Origin of the sequence: Bacteroides congonensis, assembly GCF_900130125.1 — a bacterium.
Classification (GTDB): Bacteria; Bacteroidota; Bacteroidia; order Bacteroidales; family Bacteroidaceae; genus Bacteroides; species Bacteroides congonensis.
Window position 1 is genome coordinate 903,110 of sequence record NZ_FQXY01000010.1, and the last position, 23,390, is coordinate 926,499.

The 23,390-nt window shown below is 41.1% G+C and carries 20 protein-coding genes; 3 read left to right on the plus strand and 17 right to left on the minus strand.

Annotated elements, in window-relative coordinates; genetic code table 11:
* Positions 1-28: 28 nt before the first annotated feature.
* Positions 29-664, minus strand: coding sequence for a hypothetical protein (locus BQ7997_RS14840; RefSeq protein ID WP_073347048.1), 636 nt, complete (start codon positions 662-664; stop codon positions 29-31).
* Positions 665-1,732: 1,068 nt separating this feature from the next.
* Positions 1,733-2,239, minus strand: a complete 507-nt coding sequence (locus BQ7997_RS14855; protein WP_073347050.1) for a GNAT family N-acetyltransferase — start codon at positions 2,237-2,239, stop codon at positions 1,733-1,735.
* A gap of 67 nt (positions 2,240-2,306) precedes the next feature.
* On the opposite strand from BQ7997_RS14855, the gene BQ7997_RS24950 reads away from it, so the two are divergent.
* Together BQ7997_RS24950 and BQ7997_RS26125 are read left to right on the plus strand one after the other, a co-directional pair.
* Entirely contained in the window at positions 2,307-3,005 is a 699-nt protein-coding gene (locus BQ7997_RS24950) for a hypothetical protein (RefSeq protein WP_235817303.1), read from the plus strand.
* The gene (locus BQ7997_RS26125; protein ID WP_353935680.1) at positions 2,992-3,138 is read left to right on the plus strand and encodes a helix-turn-helix transcriptional regulator; all 147 of its coding nucleotides are present in this window, start codon (positions 2,992-2,994) and stop codon (positions 3,136-3,138) included. Before BQ7997_RS24950 ends, BQ7997_RS26125 begins: the two co-directional genes overlap by 14 nt.
* Positions 3,139-3,206: 68 nt before the next feature.
* Here BQ7997_RS26125 and BQ7997_RS14870 read toward each other — a convergent pair whose 3' ends face one another.
* The 10 genes from BQ7997_RS14870 to BQ7997_RS14900 form a co-directional block, all read right to left on the minus strand.
* On the minus strand, positions 3,207-4,025 hold the full coding sequence (locus BQ7997_RS14870; RefSeq protein ID WP_022137324.1) for a hypothetical protein: 819 nt from the start codon (positions 4,023-4,025) through the stop codon (positions 3,207-3,209).
* A gap of 177 nt (positions 4,026-4,202) precedes the next feature.
* Positions 4,203-4,466: a DNA methyltransferase gene (locus BQ7997_RS26130; protein ID WP_374117637.1), complete on the minus strand. Its 264-nt coding sequence runs from the start codon at positions 4,464-4,466 to the stop codon at positions 4,203-4,205.
* Positions 4,355-4,708: a hypothetical protein gene (locus BQ7997_RS24955; RefSeq protein ID WP_394333744.1), complete on the minus strand. Its 354-nt coding sequence runs from the start codon at positions 4,706-4,708 to the stop codon at positions 4,355-4,357. Before BQ7997_RS24955 ends, BQ7997_RS26130 begins: the two co-directional genes overlap by 112 nt.
* A complete protein-coding gene (locus tag BQ7997_RS14880; protein WP_073347054.1) occupies positions 4,701-5,348 on the minus strand; it encodes a DpnII family type II restriction endonuclease in 648 nt (215 codons plus the stop codon). The genes BQ7997_RS24955 and BQ7997_RS14880 overlap by 8 nt, the downstream gene beginning before the upstream one ends.
* Positions 5,349-5,365: 17 nt before the next feature.
* A complete protein-coding gene (locus BQ7997_RS26135) occupies positions 5,366-5,728 on the minus strand; it encodes a DpnII family type II restriction endonuclease (protein ID WP_083589249.1) in 363 nt (120 codons plus the stop codon).
* The gene (locus BQ7997_RS14890) at positions 5,679-6,605 is read right to left on the minus strand and encodes a DNA adenine methylase (RefSeq protein WP_022137329.1); all 927 of its coding nucleotides are present in this window, start codon (positions 6,603-6,605) and stop codon (positions 5,679-5,681) included. Before BQ7997_RS14890 ends, BQ7997_RS26135 begins: the two co-directional genes overlap by 50 nt.
* A 349-nt stretch (positions 6,606-6,954) precedes the next feature.
* Entirely contained in the window at positions 6,955-7,098 is a 144-nt protein-coding gene (locus BQ7997_RS25920; protein ID WP_235817304.1) for a GNAT family N-acetyltransferase, read from the minus strand.
* On the minus strand, positions 7,076-7,261 hold the full coding sequence (locus BQ7997_RS26140; RefSeq protein ID WP_394333738.1) for a GNAT family N-acetyltransferase: 186 nt from the start codon (positions 7,259-7,261) through the stop codon (positions 7,076-7,078). Before BQ7997_RS26140 ends, BQ7997_RS25920 begins: the two co-directional genes overlap by 23 nt.
* A gap of 52 nt (positions 7,262-7,313) precedes the next feature.
* Positions 7,314-11,156 (minus strand): TIM-barrel domain-containing protein, encoded by a 3,843-nt coding sequence (locus BQ7997_RS14895; RefSeq protein ID WP_073347056.1) that lies wholly within the window; start codon positions 11,154-11,156, stop codon positions 7,314-7,316.
* Positions 11,157-11,390: 234 nt separating this feature from the next.
* The gene (locus tag BQ7997_RS14900; RefSeq protein ID WP_073347057.1) at positions 11,391-12,941 is read right to left on the minus strand and encodes a sulfatase-like hydrolase/transferase; all 1,551 of its coding nucleotides are present in this window, start codon (positions 12,939-12,941) and stop codon (positions 11,391-11,393) included.
* 718 nt (positions 12,942-13,659) lie between these two features.
* Here BQ7997_RS14900 and BQ7997_RS14905 point away from each other — a divergent pair.
* Positions 13,660-15,321 (plus strand): IS1182-like element ISBf3 family transposase, encoded by a 1,662-nt coding sequence (locus tag BQ7997_RS14905; protein WP_073344447.1) that lies wholly within the window; start codon positions 13,660-13,662, stop codon positions 15,319-15,321.
* A gap of 354 nt (positions 15,322-15,675) precedes the next feature.
* Here the strand turns inward: BQ7997_RS14905 and BQ7997_RS14910 are convergent, their stop codons facing one another.
* The 5 genes from BQ7997_RS14910 to BQ7997_RS14930 form a co-directional block, all read right to left on the minus strand.
* Entirely contained in the window at positions 15,676-16,449 is a 774-nt protein-coding gene (locus BQ7997_RS14910; protein ID WP_073347058.1) for a radical SAM protein, read from the minus strand.
* 135 nt (positions 16,450-16,584) lie between these two features.
* Entirely contained in the window at positions 16,585-18,642 is a 2,058-nt protein-coding gene (locus BQ7997_RS14915) for a DUF5117 and DUF5118 domain-containing protein (protein WP_073347059.1), read from the minus strand.
* Between the two features lie 26 nt (positions 18,643-18,668).
* Positions 18,669-21,017, minus strand: coding sequence for a zinc-dependent metalloprotease (locus BQ7997_RS14920; RefSeq protein WP_073347060.1), 2,349 nt, complete (start codon positions 21,015-21,017; stop codon positions 18,669-18,671).
* A 15-nt stretch (positions 21,018-21,032) separates the two neighbouring features.
* The gene (locus BQ7997_RS14925) at positions 21,033-22,673 is read right to left on the minus strand and encodes a PKD-like family lipoprotein (protein WP_004324151.1); all 1,641 of its coding nucleotides are present in this window, start codon (positions 22,671-22,673) and stop codon (positions 21,033-21,035) included.
* 18 nt (positions 22,674-22,691) lie between these two features.
* Positions 22,692-23,381, minus strand: coding sequence for a DUF4843 domain-containing protein (locus BQ7997_RS14930; RefSeq protein ID WP_004324150.1), 690 nt, complete (start codon positions 23,379-23,381; stop codon positions 22,692-22,694).
* Positions 23,382-23,390 lie beyond the last annotated feature (9 nt).

Consider the following 23,390-nt stretch of genomic DNA (forward strand, 5'->3'; position numbering starts at 1 on the left):
CCTACAGGCCGGTTGCCGTTGCTTTGCATTATTTCTTAATAATGTGCATTCCGTCTTCCTGAATCTGATAGTATTTGTTTAACGTCCTACTGCTCTTGTTCGTCACCTTGATATTTGCTCTTAGTTTATTGTTATTGTGTTGCTCCCGGGAAATGTCAATACGTTCAATGTAACCGTCCGTACCATATCCGGATGCTTCCAGTGCTTCTTTAAAGCAAACAGGTGAATGGGTGATGTAGTGTTCAATGTCGGCATAAGTAAAGAGTATATCTTTGAATTGGTCATACTCTTTAATCACATTGTTTTTTGAATCTGACAGTACTATATCCGTTACACTAAAATCGTTGGGAGACGATTCCGAGCTATACCACGTAGCCTCGGCTAATTTATTTTTATTCTGTGGTTTCACAATTTCCAGGTAAACAGAATAACTCATTTTACCTGAATAGCTGCAACTGGAAGTGATACTGGCAAACTCCGCCGTTTCCAGCGTTCCGCCTGCATTCTCCATTATCTCTACCAATTTTGCTTTTAGTTCGTCGGGATTTGTGCCTACCGTATCGGTGGGTCGGGGAGCGCTGCTCTTTGCCAGTCCACAGGATACAAGAATTAATGCCAATGAAAAGATGGCTACTAATGATTGAAATGTTCTTTTGGTTGTCATACTTGAAAGTTTTTAAGTTGATTTAATTTAATGGATATCATTTCTTTATATTCGAAAGCAGCGGATGGTGGATTTTCCAAAGGAAAACAGAATAAATCCGAACGGGTTCTTTGTTTGCATGTGTATCTTCATGTTGTGTGTATATAAGTTTAATACTATACATGTTTATAAAACAACAATATAATAATCTGTATATCAATACTATATTATATCAAATAAATATCTTGTATTATTATCGGCCATAAAAATACAACTTTATCGTATTACATACAAAAGAACAAAGCATTTATTTCTGTTATTTCCTAAAATTGTGTTTTCTAACATGATATAAGCTCTTTACATATTTTTTCATACCTTTGTTTACCAGAAAGAAATACGAACCGAAAATGGAAGAAAGAGGGTCGGGAACGCCTGTACAAAGCACTGGATTATCTGTCCCACCTCGTATTCCAGTTCCTCGAAGAACATAACCGCACGTTAGAGATAGCACATAAACTCAAACAGAAAGGAATAGACGCCGCCGTCATCGCCGATTGTACCAATCTTCCCGTTACTACCATCGAGCAACCGTAACGTTGAAATTATCTGTGACATTTTTGTTCTTATTTTAAGTATTATACGGGGAAAAACAAAAATGTCACAGAACTAATAATCAATCATTTACCCCTAAAAATCGTCCTATTTTAAGAGAAGTTCACAAAAAACAATAGGATGTTTTTGCTTTTTTCTGCGAGAAAACTGCATTTTCTTTGTAACATTCTATTTATTAATGCATTACATCCGCTTTTTGGTCTTTCTTCCCCCAAAAACATTCCTTCCAAAGCAGTATCTGCTTACACTTGGGCAACTTCCATGACGGACTTGGGCAACCATCCGGATACACAAGTGCAACAACACAGTTGCTCAAGTGCATTTGATTAATATATGTGGAAGAATCGGTGAACAGACAGGAAGAAGCCATTAGTTTATATAGAAGAAATCATTAATACTACCTGATGGATAAATGTAATTGTGCATTAGTATACATCTTAAATCCGACATATATCTTGTAAATGATGAATCCGAGATTCATTCTTTCAGAATTGAATACATCTTCATATCCACCACAACACCATTTTTTACCGCATTCTTCCTCAATCTTCCCTCTAACTCAAAACCACACTTCTCAAGGATGCGGCAAGAAGCGGCATTATGTGCAAAGGGTTCGGCAAAAAGCCGGATTATATCCGTATTTTGAAAAACATATTCGCATAGCTGTTTCACAGCACTTGTACCGATACCTTGACCCCAATAAGGCTCTGCAATGTAATATCCCACTTCGGCAGTTCTCGAATGTATGTTGCTTTGGCAGAAGGCACCTATGCTACCTATTGCCTTATCATCGACAGTTATTGCAAATGAGAACGTACTTTCCGAATCGGCGGCATTCATTGCCTGTATAAACTCCCTTGCATCATGCACTGTATATGGAAAGGGGATGCCATCCCGCAGGTTATCCAGTATATTCTTATTATTCAGTGTCTCTGCAATATCTTCTGCATCCTCTATCCGCCAATAACGTATTTTACATTCCATATTATGATTACATTTTACGATTATACCCTCTTTTGCCTGTCTCTCGCCGGGCACAGCACAGACGCCTGTGCAAATCACCAACTATAATTATAAAAACTACAAAGGCGGGATTCAGAACTGGGGCATTACGGTTTCTCCCGGACAGGTTCTTTACAGCAGCAATAACAACGGACTACTGAGATATAACGGCAATGACTGGGCACTTCTCGAACCGGGCGAGCGAAGTACCGTACGTGCGGTCTGCTGTATCGGGAACCGGATTTACACAGCAGGCGACAACAACATCGGCTACTGGCAATATGGTGCGAACGGAAAAATCAACTATACATCTCTTCTGTCCCTGGTAAATAAGCTTGGAATCAAAGGGGAGACTTTTTGGAGTATAGCCGAAACGGAAGGCAAGGTGTATTTCCATTCTTTCGGCAATATTATCTGGTATGACGGCAAGGATATGGGTTATCTGGTGAAAAACGACTGTTGTGTTTCTCTCTATCCGGCAGGTGACAAACTGTTTACGCAGAAGTGCGGCGGATTGTTCCTGATTGACCTGAAAAACAGACAACAGACGCATTATCATTCTTCGCAACTGCAAGACCTCAATATTCATGGCTTGTGTTTCGCCGACAAGAACTTCCTTTGGCTCTCGCTTAACAACGGAATATCATCAATTATCCTCGAACCGGCAACCTATCTATGGAAAACAAATACCGACACAGCCTTCTCTCTCGGCTTCCGAACTGAAATTCTGCTGCCTGTTAAGGGCTAACTTATCTACGAAAGAGATTTCTGTCATTATGGGCATTGCGCTCCGTTCGGTTGAACTGAAGAAATACAGGCTTAAACAGAAGTTGAATCTGGATGCAAACAGCAGTCTGACCTCTTACATACTGAGTATCTGAATCAAAAGATAAATTATCGAGTAGAGTATAGGCCGAAAACAGTAGGAAAATCAGTTTTCCTACCTCTATTAAATCTGTGACATAAGTTTGCCTAGTTTGTCAAGCGATTGTACATGATACTTCTCAATGCACTCAATGCATTGATGAAGCTCATCTTCGGATATTTCCACTCCATTCCACTTATACCAACGCTTCACCATTTCAAAACCTGCATGGTGCTTCTTTGCGATATTCCAGATTGTGATGATGTCATCCTGTTGTTTTCTCAATTTTAACCGTTTCAGTTCAAGTACCCCTTTATAGATTCCGATTTCTTCATCATAGATGAGCTGTTTCCTCAGAGTCAGTTCATCATCTCCCAGAAAAGTGATATGGGTCATAAGCTTTCGTTCGTCACTAAACTCGGCTACAGCGATGCCATGGTCGGAAACAATGAAATAACCGCCATTGTTCTTTTGAGTATACAATACATCCGGATTATTATACACAAAGTAATTGTACAAACTTTCTCCTTTGAGGTCTATTTGATAATGATCAATGTAGCGCTCCTTGTATCGTTGCATGAAGTGTGCCGTGTAATGCATTATTATATTTGAGGACTTGAAACCTGTTATTTGGATATAGCCATTGCTTGAAGCACCAATGACTGGAGCGTAAGCTTGAAATGCCAAAGCATGCATATAAGAATTGTATCTCCCTTCCAGCGTCCATACATTTCTTCGGGTAGTGGTGATAGTCATACGCTGGGGCGCCACAGGAAATGGACTCGTCATCGCTGCTTTCTTACGAACTTTGTCTATAAACATGTTCATTGGGGTTGATATTGCAATGAGGTCTTTATGCGCTTCGGCATACAGTTCCTCCTGGCTCATACTTGTCAGATACATACTTGTTTTTTTACAGGAGACAAAGGTAGTGTTTATTTTCAAACGGGACATCATCCGCCGGAGAACTTTTGCGCGAAGGGGAGGATAAGATGGATGAAGTCTGTTACTTCCAGAAACAATTCGGGATATTGCCGAAAGATTATGTGAAAAAAGGAGGATAAGAGTAAATTTCAATACCTAAAACGGTAAATCACAATATTGGCAATCTGTTTCCTCATTCGCAATGTGTGAACATTGCAAATCAACATAACTAATATCTTTTATTTTAGAACGATATTTATGAAAAGTTTGGATATCATCCAATTCTTCACGGCGACATTCACTGATCTTCAGAAACTCTTCTTCTTGGTCAATGCCCAAAAAGCGTCGTCCCAATAGATTTGCAGCAATACCCGTTGTAGAACTGCCACATAATGGGTCAAGTACCCATTCTCCCGGCAAAGTCCGATCCATTCCATATTAAACTCCATCACTTTCTGTGGAGTCATACCCTTGTCCCATTCGCCTTTATCTACGCAGACAATCTGACCGTTTTGCACACTGATACCGCCATTGGAAAGGAAATATGGTGGATCGACAAATATACAATTAAACTTGAAATCAAATTCGCGGAGCAACTTGCAACTATCACCGTGAAGAAGGGTAAAGTCACGGTTGGGAGATTTAAAATAAGATTCAATCATTATCTTCACCAAACACGTTGTCTAATATTTCCTCCAACATACCGTGTTTGAGCATATAGAAGTTGAGAAGATAGTCTAAATGCCTGAATCCCTTCAATAGCTGATTGGAAGCTGTCGACCAGCATTTACCGTCAGTCACAAGGGCAAAACCTATCCCTGAGGATTTTAAATTACCTTGGCGAGTAATATATGAATCAATAATTTCTTCAGGTTTAGAGCCTGACCCATTGTAGAAATTAACTTCAAAATTAATGGCTTTTTTCTTCTCAACATCCACCACTATAAAGTCGGCTTTCCGGTTAGCAATATCCTTAGAAATATCAAATCCGTATTTGCTTAATCCTTTAAATTGCTTTTGTACCAAAAGTTTCAATGGGTATTTGCAGTTGCAGCAGATATTCTCAAATAATGGTTGGCAAGCCAGTTCAAATGCTTCTCCACCCCTGTTCTTGCGACCATTAGAATCCATCCCAACTAAAACTCCTGCAATATAGTCCAACGTGCTTTTTTCTATTATATTTTGATAGAGGTTTTTCAATCCCATTTTAACAAAAAAATCATAGTACATCTCGATACTGTTTTCATCAAACAGATCGATTGTTTTAGAGAAACTATAAACCAGATAATCTGGGCTGTCCAATTCATGTTGAATGATTTTCAGCTTGTTTTTACCTCTATGAGCTGTTCCCTTTCACTTTTAGCCAATCCAAATAAAAACGGAAATAGCAATCTTACGTTGGGAAGTTTAGAAATAAGGGTGAAAAATTGGGATTTGAAACTTTCATCCTTACATCCTATCAAGACATCCATAGCATGGATCTCAACCAAAAACCCTTTATAACCATCTACATTAGCCCAGTTAACATAATAATTGAAGCTTCTATTAGTCGACAACAGATTGTTGGTGAAAACATTCACTAAGTCTTTAGATTTTTGATTTAAAAATTCCATAGCATAAGATATTAATTGTTTAAATAGCAAACTGAAATTCATCCGCAGGCTGTATTCCAGCAGACTCATAATTTCTGACTAAAATTTCTGTCAATTTACCTCTCTTTGATGCATTTGCATTAACGCTACGAGAAGCATAAACCCTTTCAATTATATAATTGCCATACAATTCTTCAAAGAATGTGTCACTTGGATTATGTGAACTACAATCAGAATTGCTAAGCATCATCCTACAACCTAACCTTGTTAATCGAGCAAAGAATTGAGCCAGGCGTATTTGTTCGGCATCATTAAAACTCTCTTTTGAATAAGATGTGAAACTTGAAGTTGCACTAAGTGGACGATAAGGCGGATCGAAATAAACAAAAGTATTGTCATCGGCAAATCGTTCTATTTGAGAGTAGTCACCACAGAGAATTTCAACATTCTGCAACACAGAACTATCTTCCATAATTAAAGCTTCATCACAAATGGTTGGTTTAGTATACTTCCCAAAAGGTACATTGAAATGCCCTTTAGAATTTAAACGATGCAAACCATTGAAACAAGTACGGTTTAAGAAAATAAATAGGGCTGTTTTTATAACATCATCATGTTGTTCCACATTATAGGAATTTCTGATATTTAGAAAATAATCCTTTTTTGCTTCTTCACTATTGAGTTGATGAAACTCTAATTGAAGCCTTTTCAATTCTGCAATAAGAAGCTCAGGCATATCCCTTACCACTCGATAGGCAGTGGTAAGATTAGGATTCACATCATTGATAATTGCACGACCTATATTGGGGAATTTTTGTAACATATAAAACAATAGCGCTCCCCCACCCACAAAAGGCTCTATATATGTAAAAGGGTTTGCTTCGTAAAGGTCATTAGGGAGGATGCGTTCAAATTGCGTTAGCAATTGTGTTTTACCACCAGCCCATTTTATAAAAGGTTTAGCCATAATAATTTCTATACTCTATTTTGAGTTACGAAAAACAGATTGATTGGTTATGCAAAAAAGATGCATTTTAATATCTATCTATATATCGTACTATTACAACTACAAAAGTAAGCAAAAAAAATGAAAGTCATTCAGAATTGTATAGGTAAATAGTTGAGATAGATAGGCGATAACAGACTAATCTTTACAATATCATGCTTCATTCCAATTTGTACCTTTATATTCAGTCTAATCCAATCACTGCATCACAAAGGATGCAAAGCCCTGATACACTCAATTGGGTATTAGCATATAGCCGGGCTAGCCCATAAGAGTCCGACATATATCTTTTACATGATGAATCCGGGATTCATTCTTTCAGAATTGAGTACATCTTCATATCCACCACAACACCATTTTTTACCGCATTCTTCCTCAATGTCCCCTCTAACTCAAACCCGCATTTCTCAAGGATGCGGCAAAAAGCCGGATTATATCCGTATTTTGAAAACATATTCGCATAGCTGTTTCACAGCGCTTTTACCGATACCTTGCCCCCAATAAAGCTCTGCAACGTAATATTCCACTTTGGCTGTTTTCATATCTGAAAAGAATAAAAAGCAAATAGTAGATTCGGAGTATAATCTCCGTATTCTACTATTTGCTTCCCTAACCATTTTACAAGAAAAATAAAATGAATTATTCAGGAATGGTATGATGCATCAATCATTAGAACTGATGCATCCTCAATTCCTTATCAACCAATATTCCGTCTTTCAAAGTCAATTCAAACTTCACTTTACGTTTCGCTTTCAATTTCAGGATAAACAGGTCTTCCGAACCATTCAATGATTCCTGTTTTCCCAAGTTGACAAACGTAGGATAGAGGGATTTCATTCCGTTGGTATGCAAGCGGTCGTAAGTAAGGTTTTCCATGGCTTTCATATTCAGAGGTTCTACGCCCACGAACTCATAGTCATTCTGGTCGTAAGGCAAGGCAAAGCTAAGTGCGTTCACTGCTTTCAGGTCATTGCCTTTGACACGAATTTCAACGATTTCATCCTTCTGATACAGCCGTTTCGGGGTGCTGATTGACAAAGAACCCAATACTTTGAGCGTATCCTTTCTGCCGACACCGCCTTCAAGCTGGGTGGCTACTACGGATATGTCATAAGCGTCTATCAGGTCGTTCATATTTATATCACCTTTGCTGATATAACCTTCATAATCCGAATCACCACGGCGCAAACCTGTGTAGTTCATATAAGAAGTCAGGTCGTTGCGGTCAATCTTGCCATCATTGTTGATATCTCCCTGCAGGTAGCTGGCTGTTCCGGGCACTTTGAATACGTAGAGTTCACGACCGGAAGCGTAGTTGCCCACACCTGCCGTTATGTTAACCTTGATATAACGTGCGGTAGGATGGTTGGCAAATTCAAAGACTTTCACTTCACCATCACGTTTCCAGTCGAATGCTCCGGCTTCCGTCCAATGCTCCTTGTCCATGCTGTAAGACACGGAACCTTTCAGTATCGTACCGTTTCCGGCATCGGTGCGTGGCAGGTAGTGGAATTTATCCAGTTGGTTAACTGTCTTGAGGTCGATAACCAAATCCAGAGGAATGGCGTTGGCACGGTATTTCGTATGCCAGTTGTCACCTGATTCGGCAAAGTCGAACAAGCGGTTGACACCGAATCCTCCCTGTGAAGGAGCGGTAGATTCGCCTTCAATGCCTTGGATGGCAAATTCCAATGGGTTTGCTTTCGTTGTAACCTGAATTTCAGCCCAGTCGGAAACGCCGTCCTTGTTGACTGCACGTACTTTGAAAGAATAAGGCGTCTCAGCTTCCAGACCATCAAACAGCAGGTAAGTGTTACGGATGGTTGTGTAGAGCATTCCGCCAAACTCGATTTCATAGAAGTCGGCATTGGTTACCTTGTCCCAAGTTGGTTTCAAGGTATATGCTTCCCGGTTTTCTTCCGTTACCTGTGCGTTCTGCGGAGCTGTCAGAGCACCGGTGCTTACACGATAACGGTCGGCAGGTTCAAAGCGGAAGCCTTCCACGTTTACTGTGGTCTGATGGGCGGTAATATCGGTAGCGGCCAGCTTTACACGTACCTGCGGATTCTTCGTGATGGTTACTTTCTCGAATTCACTACCCTTTGTGGCAAACTTGTTCAGATTCGGAGCTTCTTCATACCAGAAGACATTTTCACCTTTCAGGAAGTCGCCGGCTGTGTTCACTTCTGTCAGTTTCACTGTCTTGCCGTTTATCTTAGCTGACAGTTTCTTCGGCTTTTCGGTGACATTGATACGCAGTTCCGTCTTTTTATCTTTCACAAAGCCGTCGAAGTTGCCGGCTGCCGGATGAATGGTAATCGTCAGGCTATTCTTTTTGGCATTCACGTCGGATTCAATCAAGGTAGATACGGATTTCTCCTGGCGGTAAGCTTCCGTCACGCCGTCATCGTCATACTCAACGGTGGCGGTATGGCGGTTCGGATAAAGCTCATAGATGCGCAGGGACGGGTCTATCTCGCTGACATTATTGTGGGGGTGGGTCATCGGGATAATAGAGCCGTTCTTCACGAATACGGGCAATTTCCAAATCGGGGTATCGAAGTTGTTGAGGATACGGTTGCCCTCGTACTTCTCGCCGGTAAAGTAATCAATCCAGGTTCCTTCGGGCAGGTAGATACCGTCACGGATATCATTGCCTTTCTCGTCGGCTTTGGTGTTCTGATAGACGGGAGCTACGAGGAAGTCCGTGCCGTACATGAACTGGTACTGCGTAGCAGGCCCGTAGGTGTACGTATTCGGGTAATCCAGGAACATGGCACGGATCAGCGGCATTCCGTCCACCGCTTCCTTGGCAAAACTATATGTGTAGGGGATTAATTCGGATTTCAGCTTCAGGTACATCCGGTTGATGGATGTAGCCGGTTCACCTAAAGCATGGGGGTACTTCTCATTGGCGCCCCAGCCATCCATATTCAACTGCATGGGGGTAAATGTCTTCCATTGGAAATCACGAATATTGACTGTTTCATTCTTGCCGCCGAAGATGCCGTCCATATCCGAACAGATATTGGGCTGTCCGGAAAGGCCGGAACCGATATAAGTCGGTATGTGGAAACGGATATATTCCCATACCCCGCCTGTCTGGTCTCCCGACCAGATGCCTGCGTAACGCTGCGTGCCTGCCCAGCCGTCAAGGGAGATGATAAAGGGACGGGCGTCATTGCCATAATAAGGCATAATATGTCCTACATCGGCTACACCGTTCAGCCCGAAGGAGTATCCGGCTCCCACCCAAGCTACATCGGTTTTAAGTACACGTACGCCTGCGTCGCGCACTTCCTTCACGATGTCACGTTGCAGCAGGGCGCTTACGCCTTCCTTCGGATGCAGGTCGGACTGTGTCCAAAGTCCGATTTCCACTCCGTTCTTGCGGGCATAATCGCCCAGGCTTTTCAGGTTGGCGATGTTGCCGTCCAGTGTTTCCGTCTGTCCATAGCCGGCGCCGTAGCCGTCATTCGGGAGCAGCCAGCCGAGGGGCATGTCATGGTTCTTGTAGCGGTCAATAACGGCACGTGCCGAGAACTGGTAGTTGTTTTTCTCACCGTTCAGGGATTCTTTGATGCCGCCATTGTCTTTCTGGCTCTCCTTGTAACGTTTTCCGTCTTCGAAGAGGATTCCTTTCTCATCCTCTTTCCAATAGTCGCGGTTGTAGGCGTTGAGGTGCCCTTCGTAAAAACCGAACTTGGGCAGCAGGACGGGATTTCCCGTCAGTTGGTAAAAATCGTTCAATAAGGCAACGGCTCCGTCGTTGACCATATAAAATAAATCAAGGTAAGAAGAATTATGGGATAGTTTCACTACGTTTTTTTCTGTTGCTCCAAAGTCATATTGGCCTTTCTTAAAGGTGTACCACATCATTCCATAGCCTTTTGTTGACCAGTAGAAAGGGGTGGGGGAAGCGACTCCGCCATCTGTCCAGCTATTCTGGTTTTCGATGGCAATCACTTTGCCCTTGTGGGAGAAGCGCCCGTTCTGTACGCCGCCGCCATAGAAATATTCGTCCGGCTGTTCTTTCAAGGTGACGGTCACTTCTTTCGGGCTGAATGCCACCGGGGCAGTTTGTTCGATGACACATACGTTTGTTTCAAGGTTAAAGACTTTCATCAGGGATGTTTGTTTGTCGAACTCAATCCGTACCTTTCCGGTGGTCAGGATGATACGGCCGTCCCTGTCATCCAGTGCAAGGCCGGACACCTTGCGGCGGGGCTGGTCGACAAGTATTCGCGCTTCAGGTTTCGCTTCGGGATCACGAATGATACCTCCGGAGTTATCCTGAAAGACACGGAAGATGTTCTCTCCGTAAAAGTCGATAGTCATTCGCTGGTTGTTTGTAAACAGCACATCGACTGTGGTCGGATTTACCTTTTCCGCCCGAAGGATACCTGAAGTTTCGGATGCTTGTATGGAAAGAAACGAAATGGGATGTAATAACAATACTAGTAATGCGATAAACTTGAGATACCGCGAAGAAAGAGAATGATTGTTTTTCATGTTTTACTTATTTAGAATTAGACATAAGCTTATTGTCGTAATACAATTTAAATACACGTAAGTCGCCTATTACCCTATTTATATGGCTGTTTTTTTAGGTATTCTTTATTCTTATTACTTTTTTTCACTATTAAAAGGCAGAATAGGAAACAATAGCGGAGAAATGACAACAGCAGCATTAACTTTCCTATATGAATTTTCAATGCTGCTGTTTATCATTTATCACATCAAAAATCAGTAACGAGTCACCTTGTTTGTAGTCGATTTCAAATATTCGAAACGATTAATCATTTCTCCCAATTTCTTTGGATACTTATCTGCCAGATTCTCTTGCTGACCAATGTCTTTCTTCAAATTATAGAGTTTATATCCATATCCCAAACCGATAAATTCACCGTCTTCTTTGCTGTAAGGATTATAATAAGGTGGAATCAATGCCCAATCTCCCTGACGATACGCATAATTGAACATACCTTCGATGACGAGTTCTTCACGTCCTTTCTTGCTCTTTCCCAAGAAAGCGTCCAATGTATTTTCACTATCCAACTTATCCGGATAAGATTGTCCCAATAAAGAAGCAAAGGAAGCCAGCAAATCCATTTGGCAAACGAATATATCAGAAACCTGAGGCTTCACCGCTGCCGGCCAGCGAAGCATGAAAGGTATACGTGTACCACCGTCGAACATACTTGTTTTTCCGCCGCGAAGCGGGCCTGCTATCTTATGGTCACCTACCAATTCCACTGCATCATCCTTATAACCGTCATCCAACACCGGGCCATTGTCACTGGTCAGCACTACAATCGTATTCTCCGCCAATCCCAAGCGGTCCAATTCTTTGAGAAACTCGGATACACACCAGTCTGCTTCGAGGATAACATCTCCACGTGGCCCCATAGGTGACTTTCCTGCGAAGCGTTCATTAGGAACACGGGGCACGTGTGGCTGGTGCAATCCGTAATAGAGAAAGAAAGGAGCATTTTTGTGGTCGTTGACAAACTGTTTGGCTTTATCCAGAAATAGCTCCGCCATTTCTTCATCTTTCCATTGCGCCGCTTTACCACCTTTCTGGAATCCGATACGGGGAACACCGTTTACTATCGAGCCAGCATGTCCTACACTCGGATGCATACGGAGCATTTCGGGATTGTTCTTTCCGGTAGGTTCGCCGGGGAAGTTCTTACGGTAATCCACATAAAGCGGGTCATTAGGGTCCAGTCCTACAACACGTCCGTTTTCAAGAAAGACACACGGAACGCGGTCATTGGTAGCTGCCTGAATAAACGAATAATCATATCCGATTTCGACTGCTCCGGGATGGACATCTTTGTTCCAGTCCACACTGCCGTCTCCCAGTCCGATATGCCATTTTCCTACGGAACCGGTAGCATAGCCTGCCTGCTTCATTAGTTTTGGCAAGGTTATCTTTTTCGTATCGATAATCAGTGCCGCATTACCCGGAAGGATTTTCGCTTCCGTACTCGTCCACGGGTAAAGTCCGGTCATTACGGAATAACGGCTGGGGGTGGAAGTAGCTGCCGTACAGAAACCCTGCGTAAAGCGGATTCCTTCGTTCGCTATGCGATCCATGCCCGGTGTGGAGATGCGATGAGCGCCGTAGCAACTCAAATCACCATATCCGAGGTCATCGGCTACAATCAGGATGATGTTCGGCTGTTGTCTGTCAACCGGCTTTTTCTCCGGTTGAGCTTGTCCGGCTAACAGGGTGGCAGGTATCGAAGAAATACCAGCTAATGTGTAAAATACATAATCTAAGTTTCTCATGTCTTATTTAATTAGAATTTATCACTTACTATAAATACACTTCAAATCTTGTTGTCCCCGTACGAAAATCCTTTTTTATTTGTCAAATGTACAATAATTCTATCACCTGGTCTTAATATACACTAGAAAAAAGCTGCCTCATTTCTAAAACAGCCTACTATTATTTAGGGCAATCGCATCAAAAGTTTGTTTCATTTCGATACTGTTTTGAACAAAATCATAATAGTTCCTGCATTACATAGAGTTTAAAATGATATAATTATCTTGCACACCTACACTCTTTGCATCTACTTGATTGATACATAGAGATATAAGCGTGTGCAAGATGCCGTTGCAGATGTGTGCAAGATAAAAGTATCTTGCACGCTTTGTCTTTTTCAAAAAGTTCCTGATAATTCCCGAAAACTATGCAGTCATTTATAGAATCAAGGCATCAAATGACTTGTTCAAAGTAATGAAACAAAGTGTTTGCTATAGAGAAACACTTTGTTTCAAGTAAGTAAACACTTTGTTTCAAGCCTATGAACACTTTGTTTCAAGTGCTTGAAAAAAATGGGAACTACCGTCAACAGGAATGAATAGCTAAGTAATCACAGCAGACGAGGTTGTGTCAAAACGCTGACACAGCCTTTTTTTATGCGCAAAGCCCAGACTTTCTCAAGCCCGGGCTTTGTTATTACCCAAAGTTTTCGTATCTTTAGGTATAAAGTTTTTCGTTATGGCAAAGTTACATTTTCGTCCTTACATTCCCAACCAAACCGTTCTTTTTCCACAAAGAATTGATGAAAACATAGCTGCGACCGACCCAGTCCGCATCGTGAATGCTGTTATTGACAATCTCAATCTTGAGAGTTTCAAGAAGCTTTATAAGGAAACGGGCCGTTGTCCTTATCATCCTAAAATGATGCTTAAGGTGATAATCTACGCCTACATGAATAATATCTATTCTTGCCGTAAAATAGAGAAGCACCTCCTTCGTGACATTCATTATATTTGGCTTGCCGGTAATGAGCATCCGGATTTTATCACGATCAACCGTTTTCGTAACCGTGTAAAGGAGGAAATAAATAATGTATTTACCCAGTTGGTTCTTGTCCTTGCCGATAAAGGTTTCATCAGCCTTGATGTAGAGTATATCGACGGCACCAAGATTGAATCCAAAGCCAACAAATATACTTTTGTCTGGCGCAAGACAGTCGAACGGAACCGTACGATACTAATGGATAAAATCCGTATTCTCTTGGAGCAGGTGGATCAAGCCATTGCACAGGAGAACTCTATAAAAGACACATCCGTGGAGTTTACTCCCTGCAGGCTCTCTGACATAGTGGATGAACTTAAAGAAGCCCTGGAACGCCAGCCTGCAACAAAGGATAAGGAAGAAAAGAAAGCCCTGCGCAAAAAGAAGAAGCAGGTCATGGAACTTGAAGGGTATCGTGACAAGCTGATAGAATACAACAATCACCTTGATACCCTTGGAGAACGTAACTCCTATTCCAAAACCGATCCTGGTGCCACATTCATGCGCATGAAAGAAGATGCCATGAAGAACGGGCAGACCAAACCCGGATATAATCTGCAAATAGGTACTGAAAACCAATTCATCACAGACTTCCGTCTGTTTCCCAACCCTACCGATACACTGACCCTCATACCTTTTTTCCACTCTTTCCAGTACCGCTATAACCGTTTACCGAATATCTGTGTGGCAGACTCCGGTTACGGTTCGGAAGAAAATTACCGGTTCATGCAGGAGAATGGGATAGAAGCCTTCATCAAGTACAATTACTTCCATAAAGAACAGCGTCCTCGTTATACTCCCAACCCGTTCCATGCCGAAAGTCTCCATTACAATGCCCAAGAGGATTATTACGTTTGTCCTATGGGACAGCACATGAACCGTATAGGAACCAAACGTGACAAGACAGCGAGCGGATACATCATCGAAAGTGCCCGGTATAAAGCAAAAAGATGCGAAGGTTGCCCTTTGCGTGGCAGTTGTTTTAAAGCTCGGGGGAACCGTATTATAGAAGTCAACCACCGATTAAATCAATACAAACGGCAGGCACGGGAAAGGTTGCTCTCAGAAGAAGGTATCAAGCATAGAGGCAGGAGGTGTATAGAACCAGAGGCTGTGTTTGGACAAATGAAATACAACATGGCATACAGAAGATTCCGGCATGTGGGAGAAGACAAGGTTACAATGGACTTTGCTTTCTTTGCTATAGCCTTTAATATCAAAAAAATGTGTGCTAAACTGATAAAAGAAGGAAAGGGGCTCATTACAGTTGCCAAATATATGTTTATGGGACTATTTATAACCCGATATAATTGGAATATAGCAACTTGTTGCCAAATGCATGAGGAAAAAGCAGCATAGCCAAAAGAAAATATAGCAGAACTGTAAAATATAAAAGAGGTTGTGCCAACGTTTTGACACAACCTCGTCTGCAACGGTATCTTGCACACGCTTATATCTCTATGTGTCAATCAAGTAGATACAAAGAGTGTAGGTGTGCAAGATAATTATATCATTTTAAATCTTGATGAAGCTAAATACTTGGCTTATTTCTGCACTGTTGCGAACTAAACAAGTTATAAAATTTAGGCACGGATTTCACGGTTTTAGCATAGTGAGTGCGCAAAGCTACCGTGTAATCCGCGTAATCCGTGCCTAAAAAGAATCATAAGTATTTGATTCATTTTCGCACGATTATGAATAAATAGTCACATGCTAATAAGAAGCTGTTGCCGGAATTCCGGCTTTCTCTATCAACTCTACAATACGGTCTAATTCCCCGTGGGTAGCTTTCTGCAAATCATGGTCGGGTGTTTCACGGTCAATCGTGTATATCATAACCTGACGGGGAGCGATTTCTTTCACCGCTGCTATCCAGGGAAGTACATATTTATCGGATGTATTATCCATATCTTTTCCCTGATAAGCTCCTTTCAGGAACATCGTCTGTACAATACAGTTTCCTTTGAATTCTTTCATCTTTTCGATAATATTCCTCACGGAATATTTTCCATTCGGACGGTCTAATTGACGAATATATTCTTCATCCACCGTATCCAGTTTCAGGATATTGTTATCTATCTTGTTCAACGCTTCGAATACGGCAGGACGGTCGATAAACGTAGAGTTGCTCAATACACTTACTTTCGCCTCAGGAAAATACTTGTCGCGAAGTGCAAGCGTATCTTCTATGATTTCCGGGAAATGGGGATGCGCAGTCGGCTCACCGTTTCCGGCAAATGTCAACACATCGGGAGCAGGGCCGTTTGCCTGCATATCTTTCAGTTTCTCTTCAAGAGCCGTACGGACTTCCACACGGGTAGGGAGAAGCTTCTTCGTACGGCGCTCGGCATTGAAGCCACATTCACAGTAAATGCAGTCGAATGAACAAACTTTACCGTCATCCGGTAATAAATTGATTCCCAAAGAAACACCCAAACGGCGGGAATGGATAGGGCCGAAGATGGGTGAAGGAAAAATAATAGTCATCTTATTTTAATAATTTATTCATAAATCGTAGCAAAGATAACCCAAAAGTTACAGGTTATCTTATCTGTTCAACCATTTTTTCATCACCCGAAACAAATTAGCTTCTTTAACAATATGCAGGAAATAACAGAAATATCACTTTATTCTTCCCATAAGTAAAGTGTACATATCACGCACCTCTGCCTGGGGATGTATCGTGCCAAGCTTCTCCAATCTGTTGTACAGACTATGCAATTCGTCCTTTAAACGCTTCGTTATACTATTATGTTTTGCATTTTCCTGTATGATATCCAACCATGCGTCCAGACATATCAACTGGATATCCATTTGTTCATAGCTTACAGCAGCCGACGGATCAAAATCATTAAACAGCCCTTTATACAAATCCCGGAAGAAATCGTCATCACTATATCCTTTTTGATTACTATGTAATGCTTGCAATCTAAGAGCCGATATGGTTTCTATACTTAGTAAGTGCTTGAACATCTTTACCAATTCCGGATATAGAATGTTATTTCTTGCTTCCAGTAAATTCTCTTTTACATACGTACATTCCATCTTTTCTGCAGGATGAAATAAATAGTTGTCCAGTTCGAGCATTGCTTGATGTTGTGCGTCTGCCGGTTGGGAACTTCCCACTGTTTCAGCTATTCCCATCAGATAACTTCCATACAGACGAATAGCCTTCCTATATATATCAGTGAGTGAACTGCCCTTGTCCCTTTTTCCTCCTTTATACACAATCTTATCCAACTGATTTAGTACAATCTGCAGATTTGACATTTTTGCTGCATAATCGGATAACGGAAGAGAAAAAATCCCATCCGGCAGGTTTTTATCTATCCATCGGCGGAGTTGCTCCCGTTCATCATAGCAATTCCTACTTCCTTTGAGAGGATTATAACCAAAATAAATAGCCCGGCAAGCATCGTCCCCTACTTTTACAGTCGTTCCGCACGAGCTTTTTGACAGATTTCCGTGTAAACCTAAAAGATGCCCGATTTCCCCTGTTATTTCATTTCGCAACAACTCTTTTTCCACTTCTTTAGAATAACGGTCGGCTATGATACGTGGATCCGAAGCACCACAACTCAACAAATAGTCATCCAATTTTCCTTTTTGAAATCCATGTCCGATATTCACCCGACATGACAGTATTTCTCCGGTACGAGGATGACAGGTAAAGTCGCTCTTTATCCCCGGCATCATCAAATCGTATGAAACGAAAGCACACTGTTCGGCCGGAACAATCTTGCTGTCTGCATACTTCACTTGTAAAGCATCCCGGATACCTGCCTTGCGGAATGCAGTATTCCATACCAATATTCCTTCTTTCACAGCTTGAAAATATTCCTTCGGAAAAAGCGTATCTACATAAAAAATAAGCGGTTTCGACATATCCCAACGAAGAATTAATGAATCTTCTACCATACAATAAGGATCTTGGGAATAATCTTTAAAAGTCAATGTCTGATAGGGTATCCTGTGATCTGCCAGGCGGATCTGATCTTTCTTTTGAGGGAGCAAACGTACTACACAAGTAACCTCCAAAGGTATGCTGCCTTCAGGTAATATAATGGCAGAGCTGGAAAACATATATCTTTCCGCCTCAACCCCGTGATAACGCCTGATCGTAAAGGACACCCCTTCTTCAAAAGGATGTATTTTTGTTACCTCCGACAGTTCCGGAACCAACGAACGGATAAAAGTATGATTATAACTGAACCAGTCATTGCCATTTACCAAATATTCTGTGATCCTGATAATGGCTCCTTGTTCTTTCGAATAAGCCACTACCGGATAGCTATCGCCGGCAGGTTGTATATTCGACAATGAAAATGACTGCTGATATACACTCTTTTCATCCAGAATACGTTCTGTATAAAACGGTTTTTGGAAACAAATCGTAGCTTTATCAGGAGACATGATGCGTACTACCCCCAAACCGGTAACAGGACGATTCAGTAAATCGAAGCCTCTATCTATCTGTCCTCGCACTTCAATCTCCCGCCCGATATATTCACCGGGTATTTCCAGATAAACCTCTTTCTCCGCTACATATACAGGAAATACTCCCTCTATTTTTTTCATTCCGGTGACAAAGAATTCATCAAACGTCTTGACGGAATCTTGTGCCTGAAGCCATGTAGTCATACACAGCAATATAAAAATCACATATTTTCTCTTATTCATGAGTCTTTTTATTTTGCTTTTCATCCTTAAAATATAATACTATCTACAAGAAACATAGCACGCTTTCTAGCAACCGGTTCTGATACCCTATGACTATATTCAAGCCCCTCTTTCTTAATTCTATTCAAAGCTTGCCTGACAGAAACTAATAATTTCGACGAGGTTGTCTTTCCCGACCGATTCAGTAAATCACAGAGTTTATTTACATAAAGTATCTGTACCTTATGCTTCGCTTCACTTACAAGACCCTTATTAGCCCATTCGACGAATAATCCTTCATGCATACTTTCCAGAAACTCATTTACAGATAACATCCCCTCGCAAGCATCCTCCGCTTTTTCTACCTTCCGAAGAGAACGGATTATTTCCGACATAAGCTCCTCATAAAAACGATCGAATTCCTGACTGGTATCTATTTCTAATTTATTGGTAAACGTTGTATTAAACATCCATACAGGAGGCTGTAATACATAAGTCTGTATAAAGTTCATCACTTTCTTATTGTAATCAGCCTTTTCCGGTATATAAATATTCTTATTATCGGCTTCAGCAAGACATTTTCCACCCAAATGCGACAAAACATGCTGTACCCACTGTTTATAATGATTTAATACGGCTTCATAACGCCCCTGTAATACATATAAAGACGTTTTATCCGTTACATTCCAGACATCCGGATGTTCACACAAATATTTCAAATTTTCTATTCCTTGTGTATTGACAATAACATGGTCGTTACCTAAGTCTTCCGCCTGTGCCCGTACATCCATCCCACCTAAGAAATGCAATGAAGGATCTTTCTGTTTTTCCTGATTCCAACGGTTCCTGTTCTTTTCTCTTTCAGAAGCATCCTTACCCGGAAATATGCGGTAACCCCATTCAATAGCCCACTTATCATATTCGCCGACACGTATCCGTCTGTTTTCCAAATCGACCTTATCTTGAGGACGCAAAGCATAATTAAACCGTACATAGTCCATAATAGAACTACCTATACTATGTTGACTTAAAAAATCATTATCACGTAATTGATCGATGGAATAATGAGAGCTACCTAGAAAATTATGTTCCAATCCCAACGTATGACCGACTTCATGTGTCAAGACTTGTTTTATCTGTTCAAATAGCAAAGAGTCCGGCAATTCTATGTTCCATGCCTGCGGATCATTGGCTCCACATTGGGCGAAATACCATTTCTGTTCCAAATTCAACACGCTACTGAAAATACCAATATGGCAAGCAATAATCTCACCTGACCGCGATTCGCAAGGAGACGGGCCATAAGCATTATTTCGTCCTGATATCTTCCATGAAATAAACGGATAAGTACTGTCATAAATACTAAAATCCGGATCTTCTTCGGCAGTGGGAGCCAATCGTGCATCAATGGCATTCTTAAATCCGGCTTGCTCGAAAGCAGGACGCCAGTCACGTACTGCCTCAATGATGCAACCGATATACTTTTCCGGCGTATTACGATCTATATAAAAGATAATAGGCTGTATTGGCTCCACCAATTCACCTTTTATGTATTTCTCCTTATCTTCCGGCTTTATCTCCAAACGCCACCGTTTGACAACAGCTTTCCGGACAGCGGGCTGATCGCCCTGAAAACACTCCTTGCCGATAGAGAAGTAGGCTCCGTTATTTGCAGGAACTGCTTCCAATGGATTTTTTGATAATAGCTTAATGCAAACACCCGTATCCCAATCACCGACATAAGGAGCCGGAACCGGTCTACCGGGTATTCCTATCGATGAACTTCGATAAGCCCGTGATACGTAAACCAACAAGCGATTATCATATCCCTTGATTTCCTTGATGCAATCTTTCTCTCTTAAACGCGTACCTATTGATAAATCAAAAGATACAATATCAAGATTAAACAAAGGAAAATCTTTTAATACTTCGCCAATTTCTATCAAACTACTTCCTTGAGTCTTTGCTTTGACCGGCAATCTCTTATAAAGCCTATTATTCCCACGTTGGGCAGCAATCTTCGCATATACTCCTTCAGGATCTTCTATGATCCTTTCATGTTGTGGATCTATCATCCACAATTCATCACCCTGTTTCCTGAAACTGAAGAATACCGGACCTATCATATCACCCGAATATCCGAATGTCTTTTCCATATCCCGGTCCGGACGGGCGGGAGCAGTCAGAATAGTAGTTGTTACGGTAAATTCACGCCCAATCAATGAATCCGGGATTTCCCAATATATATGTTTATCACTTCGATAAGTAGTAAACATACCGGGAATAACTTCCACTGGTGCTCCTTCTTTTAGAAAAGTAGTAATACTTGGCTGTTGCCCGTACAAAAAAGTACAGGCAACAGCAAGAAATACTGCACTGATAATTCCTTTTAGCATAAAGAGCGATTTATACTATTCATAATTATAGCTAATATCAACAATCTTCCCAATGGGTTGCTCGGGATCTTCGTAAACACAAATGCTATTTTCTTCGCGGGCCACATCACCTGCCACTGTCAGTTGCAATTCTACAACTACACCTTTATCAGCTGTATTGATGCCTAATCCGAGAGACATGCCGAGTTCTTCTTCATTTTCAGCATCTTTAAACTTCAAACATGTAATTTGCGCTGACGGATCCGCTTCATATTGATAAAGTTCTGTCACCAGACCACGATTCAAGTCTATCCGATATAACTTATTACCGGAAGCTACAAACAGAAGATCTGCCGTATAAGCATAAGAAGCAGCAAACTTGGCAGTTTCTACATCTATTTCCGACGGTAAAGAAACAGTATATAAACCTGCACAAGTAGAAGTATTACTGCTAAACTTAAATACCGTCAAATCTTTCCCGCTCTGAGTAGAAGCAATGGCATAAGCATTATTACCACCATTTCCTCCTGTGACTATCGTTCTCACCTGTAGAGAAGGATCAATATTATTCGGATTGAAGGCACTTCCTTCTTCATCATCAGGGTTAATAGTGATAGCTTCTATCGGGTATTCATCATCCCATACAATACTGCCCAAACGAATATATTTGGCATTATTAGAAGGACCGTAATAATCACCAAACCCAGTTAAAGCCTTACACCTCAAGAAAGAATGTGTAGAAGAATCAAAAAAGAGCAAATTTGTTCCATAAGTACCATAAACAGAAACAGAGGGATAATCACCATTAGCTCTATTTTTAATAGAGTAAGGAACACAACAACCATCCATATAAGCAAAATAAGACTTACCGTCATTCACAAACAACTCACCATGCTTATCCATTTTATAAGCATCAATTTTTATTGCTTTTCCCTCTCGAACCGGCTCAAATAATATCTTATCCGACCGGAACTTCATTATTAACGAACTCGGAGTAAATAAAGCCGCATCCTTATCTGTCACTAACGTAAGAACAGGAACAGGGGTTAATCCTAAAATCATAGCAGACATCTGATCAATAGGACCATATTTGCGTCGGGTAGTCACAGCTAACGGCTTTCCGTCTAGAGGAAACACCGTTCCTGTCTCCGAACGGAATACATCTGGAGATACATAATACCCTTCCGGTGTACCTTCAATAGTTCCAAGCACCCCTTTATTTTCTTTCTCTTGAAGGACAAACCAACAAGGGTTGAACGGTTTAATAATGGTCACCTGCCCTTGCTGATACCATGCAGTTCCATTCCTCTTGTCTGAAACAACCAGCATCAAACCTATGTTTTGAGATTCATTGGGTTCAACAGTTATCGTACATTCTTTTCCTTCAGAATAATCTGTATAATCGGATAACCGACTTGAACCTAACGTAACATCCGGTTTAAGACGTTTCCACTGAAATACAAGATTTTCCTCATTCTGTTCCAATGTTTGAGAAATCTGCGGTACGATTGAAACTTCCACCGCTTCTTCCTTCGGCATACGCAACTTGATTTCAGGTATTACAATTTCCATCATATTCACATCATGATAATCGTAATCTCCCTTATCATCGTAACAACTTGTTTGCAATAAAGCTGATCCGATAAAACTTGCTATATAGATGATATATTTCCTCATAACGTTTCTCCTTTAATCTTATTCATAAACAATTTCATCACCGTCTTCACCTAAAATAGGAGGATTTCCTGCTTCTCTATATTCCTTGTAAGCTTGTTTGACTTTGTCATAATCCTCCTCTTTCAGTTCCTCATACACACACTCACATACATCCATAATGAACATATATTTCTCATCACTATAGCTGCCATATTTATATCCGCTCCAACAACCCCATTCATCCGTTTTCAACTCCCATCTAACATTTAAAGGTATTTGATTCTGCTCTACTAATCCTTTGTCAAACTGATGAAGAGGGTTACTCAAATCAAACTCCAAAAAACAGCCATAGACTTTTCTACCTGCTTCTACTGCCGGACGTTTAATTTTATAATAAAATACCTGGCAAACCGTATCCAGTTCAGTATATTTATACTTGCTGTCCAACAATAAGTCTACCGGTTTCTGATAATCACTATTCGGACTGACTTTCACACAGAAATCACGGTTCTCTTTCAAAAGATCCCCCTGTATTTTCACCGTGAAACTGTCTATGGCATAAGGATCATCTTTTTTCACATAATCTGTATCAACCAATGTGCGAATATGCAGGCTTCCATAGAAATTGATACGTGATGTCTGATTGTATAATTCTATCTCGCTTTCACTGCATCCCGCATAGATGCCGCAAACAAGAATAGCTAAAACAAAATATATAATACGTTTCATAATGCTTCA

Excerpts from the sequence above, each read along its gene's own strand:
- BQ7997_RS14840 (WP_073347048.1), bottom strand. The coding sequence starts at position 664 with ATGACAACCAAAAGAACATTTCAATCATTAGTAGCCATCTTTTCATTG.
- BQ7997_RS14855 (WP_073347050.1), bottom strand. The coding sequence starts at position 2,239 with ATGGAATGTAAAATACGTTATTGGCGGATAGAGGATGCAGAAGATATT.
- BQ7997_RS14870 (WP_022137324.1), bottom strand. The coding sequence starts at position 4,025 with ATGTATCTGACAAGTATGAGCCAGGAGGAACTGTATGCCGAAGCGCAT.
- BQ7997_RS24955 (WP_394333744.1), bottom strand. The coding sequence starts at position 4,708 with ATGATTGAATCTTATTTTAAATCTCCCAACCGTGACTTTACCCTTCTT.
- BQ7997_RS26135 (WP_083589249.1), bottom strand. The coding sequence starts at position 5,728 with ATGAGTCTGCTGGAATACAGCCTGCGGATGAATTTCAGTTTGCTATTT.
- BQ7997_RS14890 (WP_022137329.1), bottom strand. The coding sequence starts at position 6,605 with ATGGCTAAACCTTTTATAAAATGGGCTGGTGGTAAAACACAATTGCTA.
- BQ7997_RS25920 (WP_235817304.1), bottom strand. The coding sequence starts at position 7,098 with ATGTTTTCAAAATACGGATATAATCCGGCTTTTTGCCGCATCCTTGAG.
- BQ7997_RS26140 (WP_394333738.1), bottom strand. The coding sequence starts at position 7,261 with ATGGTTAGGGAAGCAAATAGTAGAATACGGAGATTATACTCCGAATCT.
- BQ7997_RS14895 (WP_073347056.1), bottom strand. The coding sequence starts at position 11,156 with ATGAAAAACAATCATTCTCTTTCTTCGCGGTATCTCAAGTTTATCGCA.
- BQ7997_RS14900 (WP_073347057.1), bottom strand. The coding sequence starts at position 12,941 with ATGAGAAACTTAGATTATGTATTTTACACATTAGCTGGTATTTCTTCG.
- BQ7997_RS14905 (WP_073344447.1), top strand. The coding sequence starts at position 13,660 with ATGGCAAAGTTACATTTTCGTCCTTACATTCCCAACCAAACCGTTCTT.
- BQ7997_RS14910 (WP_073347058.1), bottom strand. The coding sequence starts at position 16,449 with ATGACTATTATTTTTCCTTCACCCATCTTCGGCCCTATCCATTCCCGC.
- BQ7997_RS14915 (WP_073347059.1), bottom strand. The coding sequence starts at position 18,642 with ATGAATAAGAGAAAATATGTGATTTTTATATTGCTGTGTATGACTACA.
- BQ7997_RS14920 (WP_073347060.1), bottom strand. The coding sequence starts at position 21,017 with ATGCTAAAAGGAATTATCAGTGCAGTATTTCTTGCTGTTGCCTGTACT.
- BQ7997_RS14925 (WP_004324151.1), bottom strand. The coding sequence starts at position 22,673 with ATGAGGAAATATATCATCTATATAGCAAGTTTTATCGGATCAGCTTTA.
- BQ7997_RS14930 (WP_004324150.1), bottom strand. The coding sequence starts at position 23,381 with ATGAAACGTATTATATATTTTGTTTTAGCTATTCTTGTTTGCGGCATC.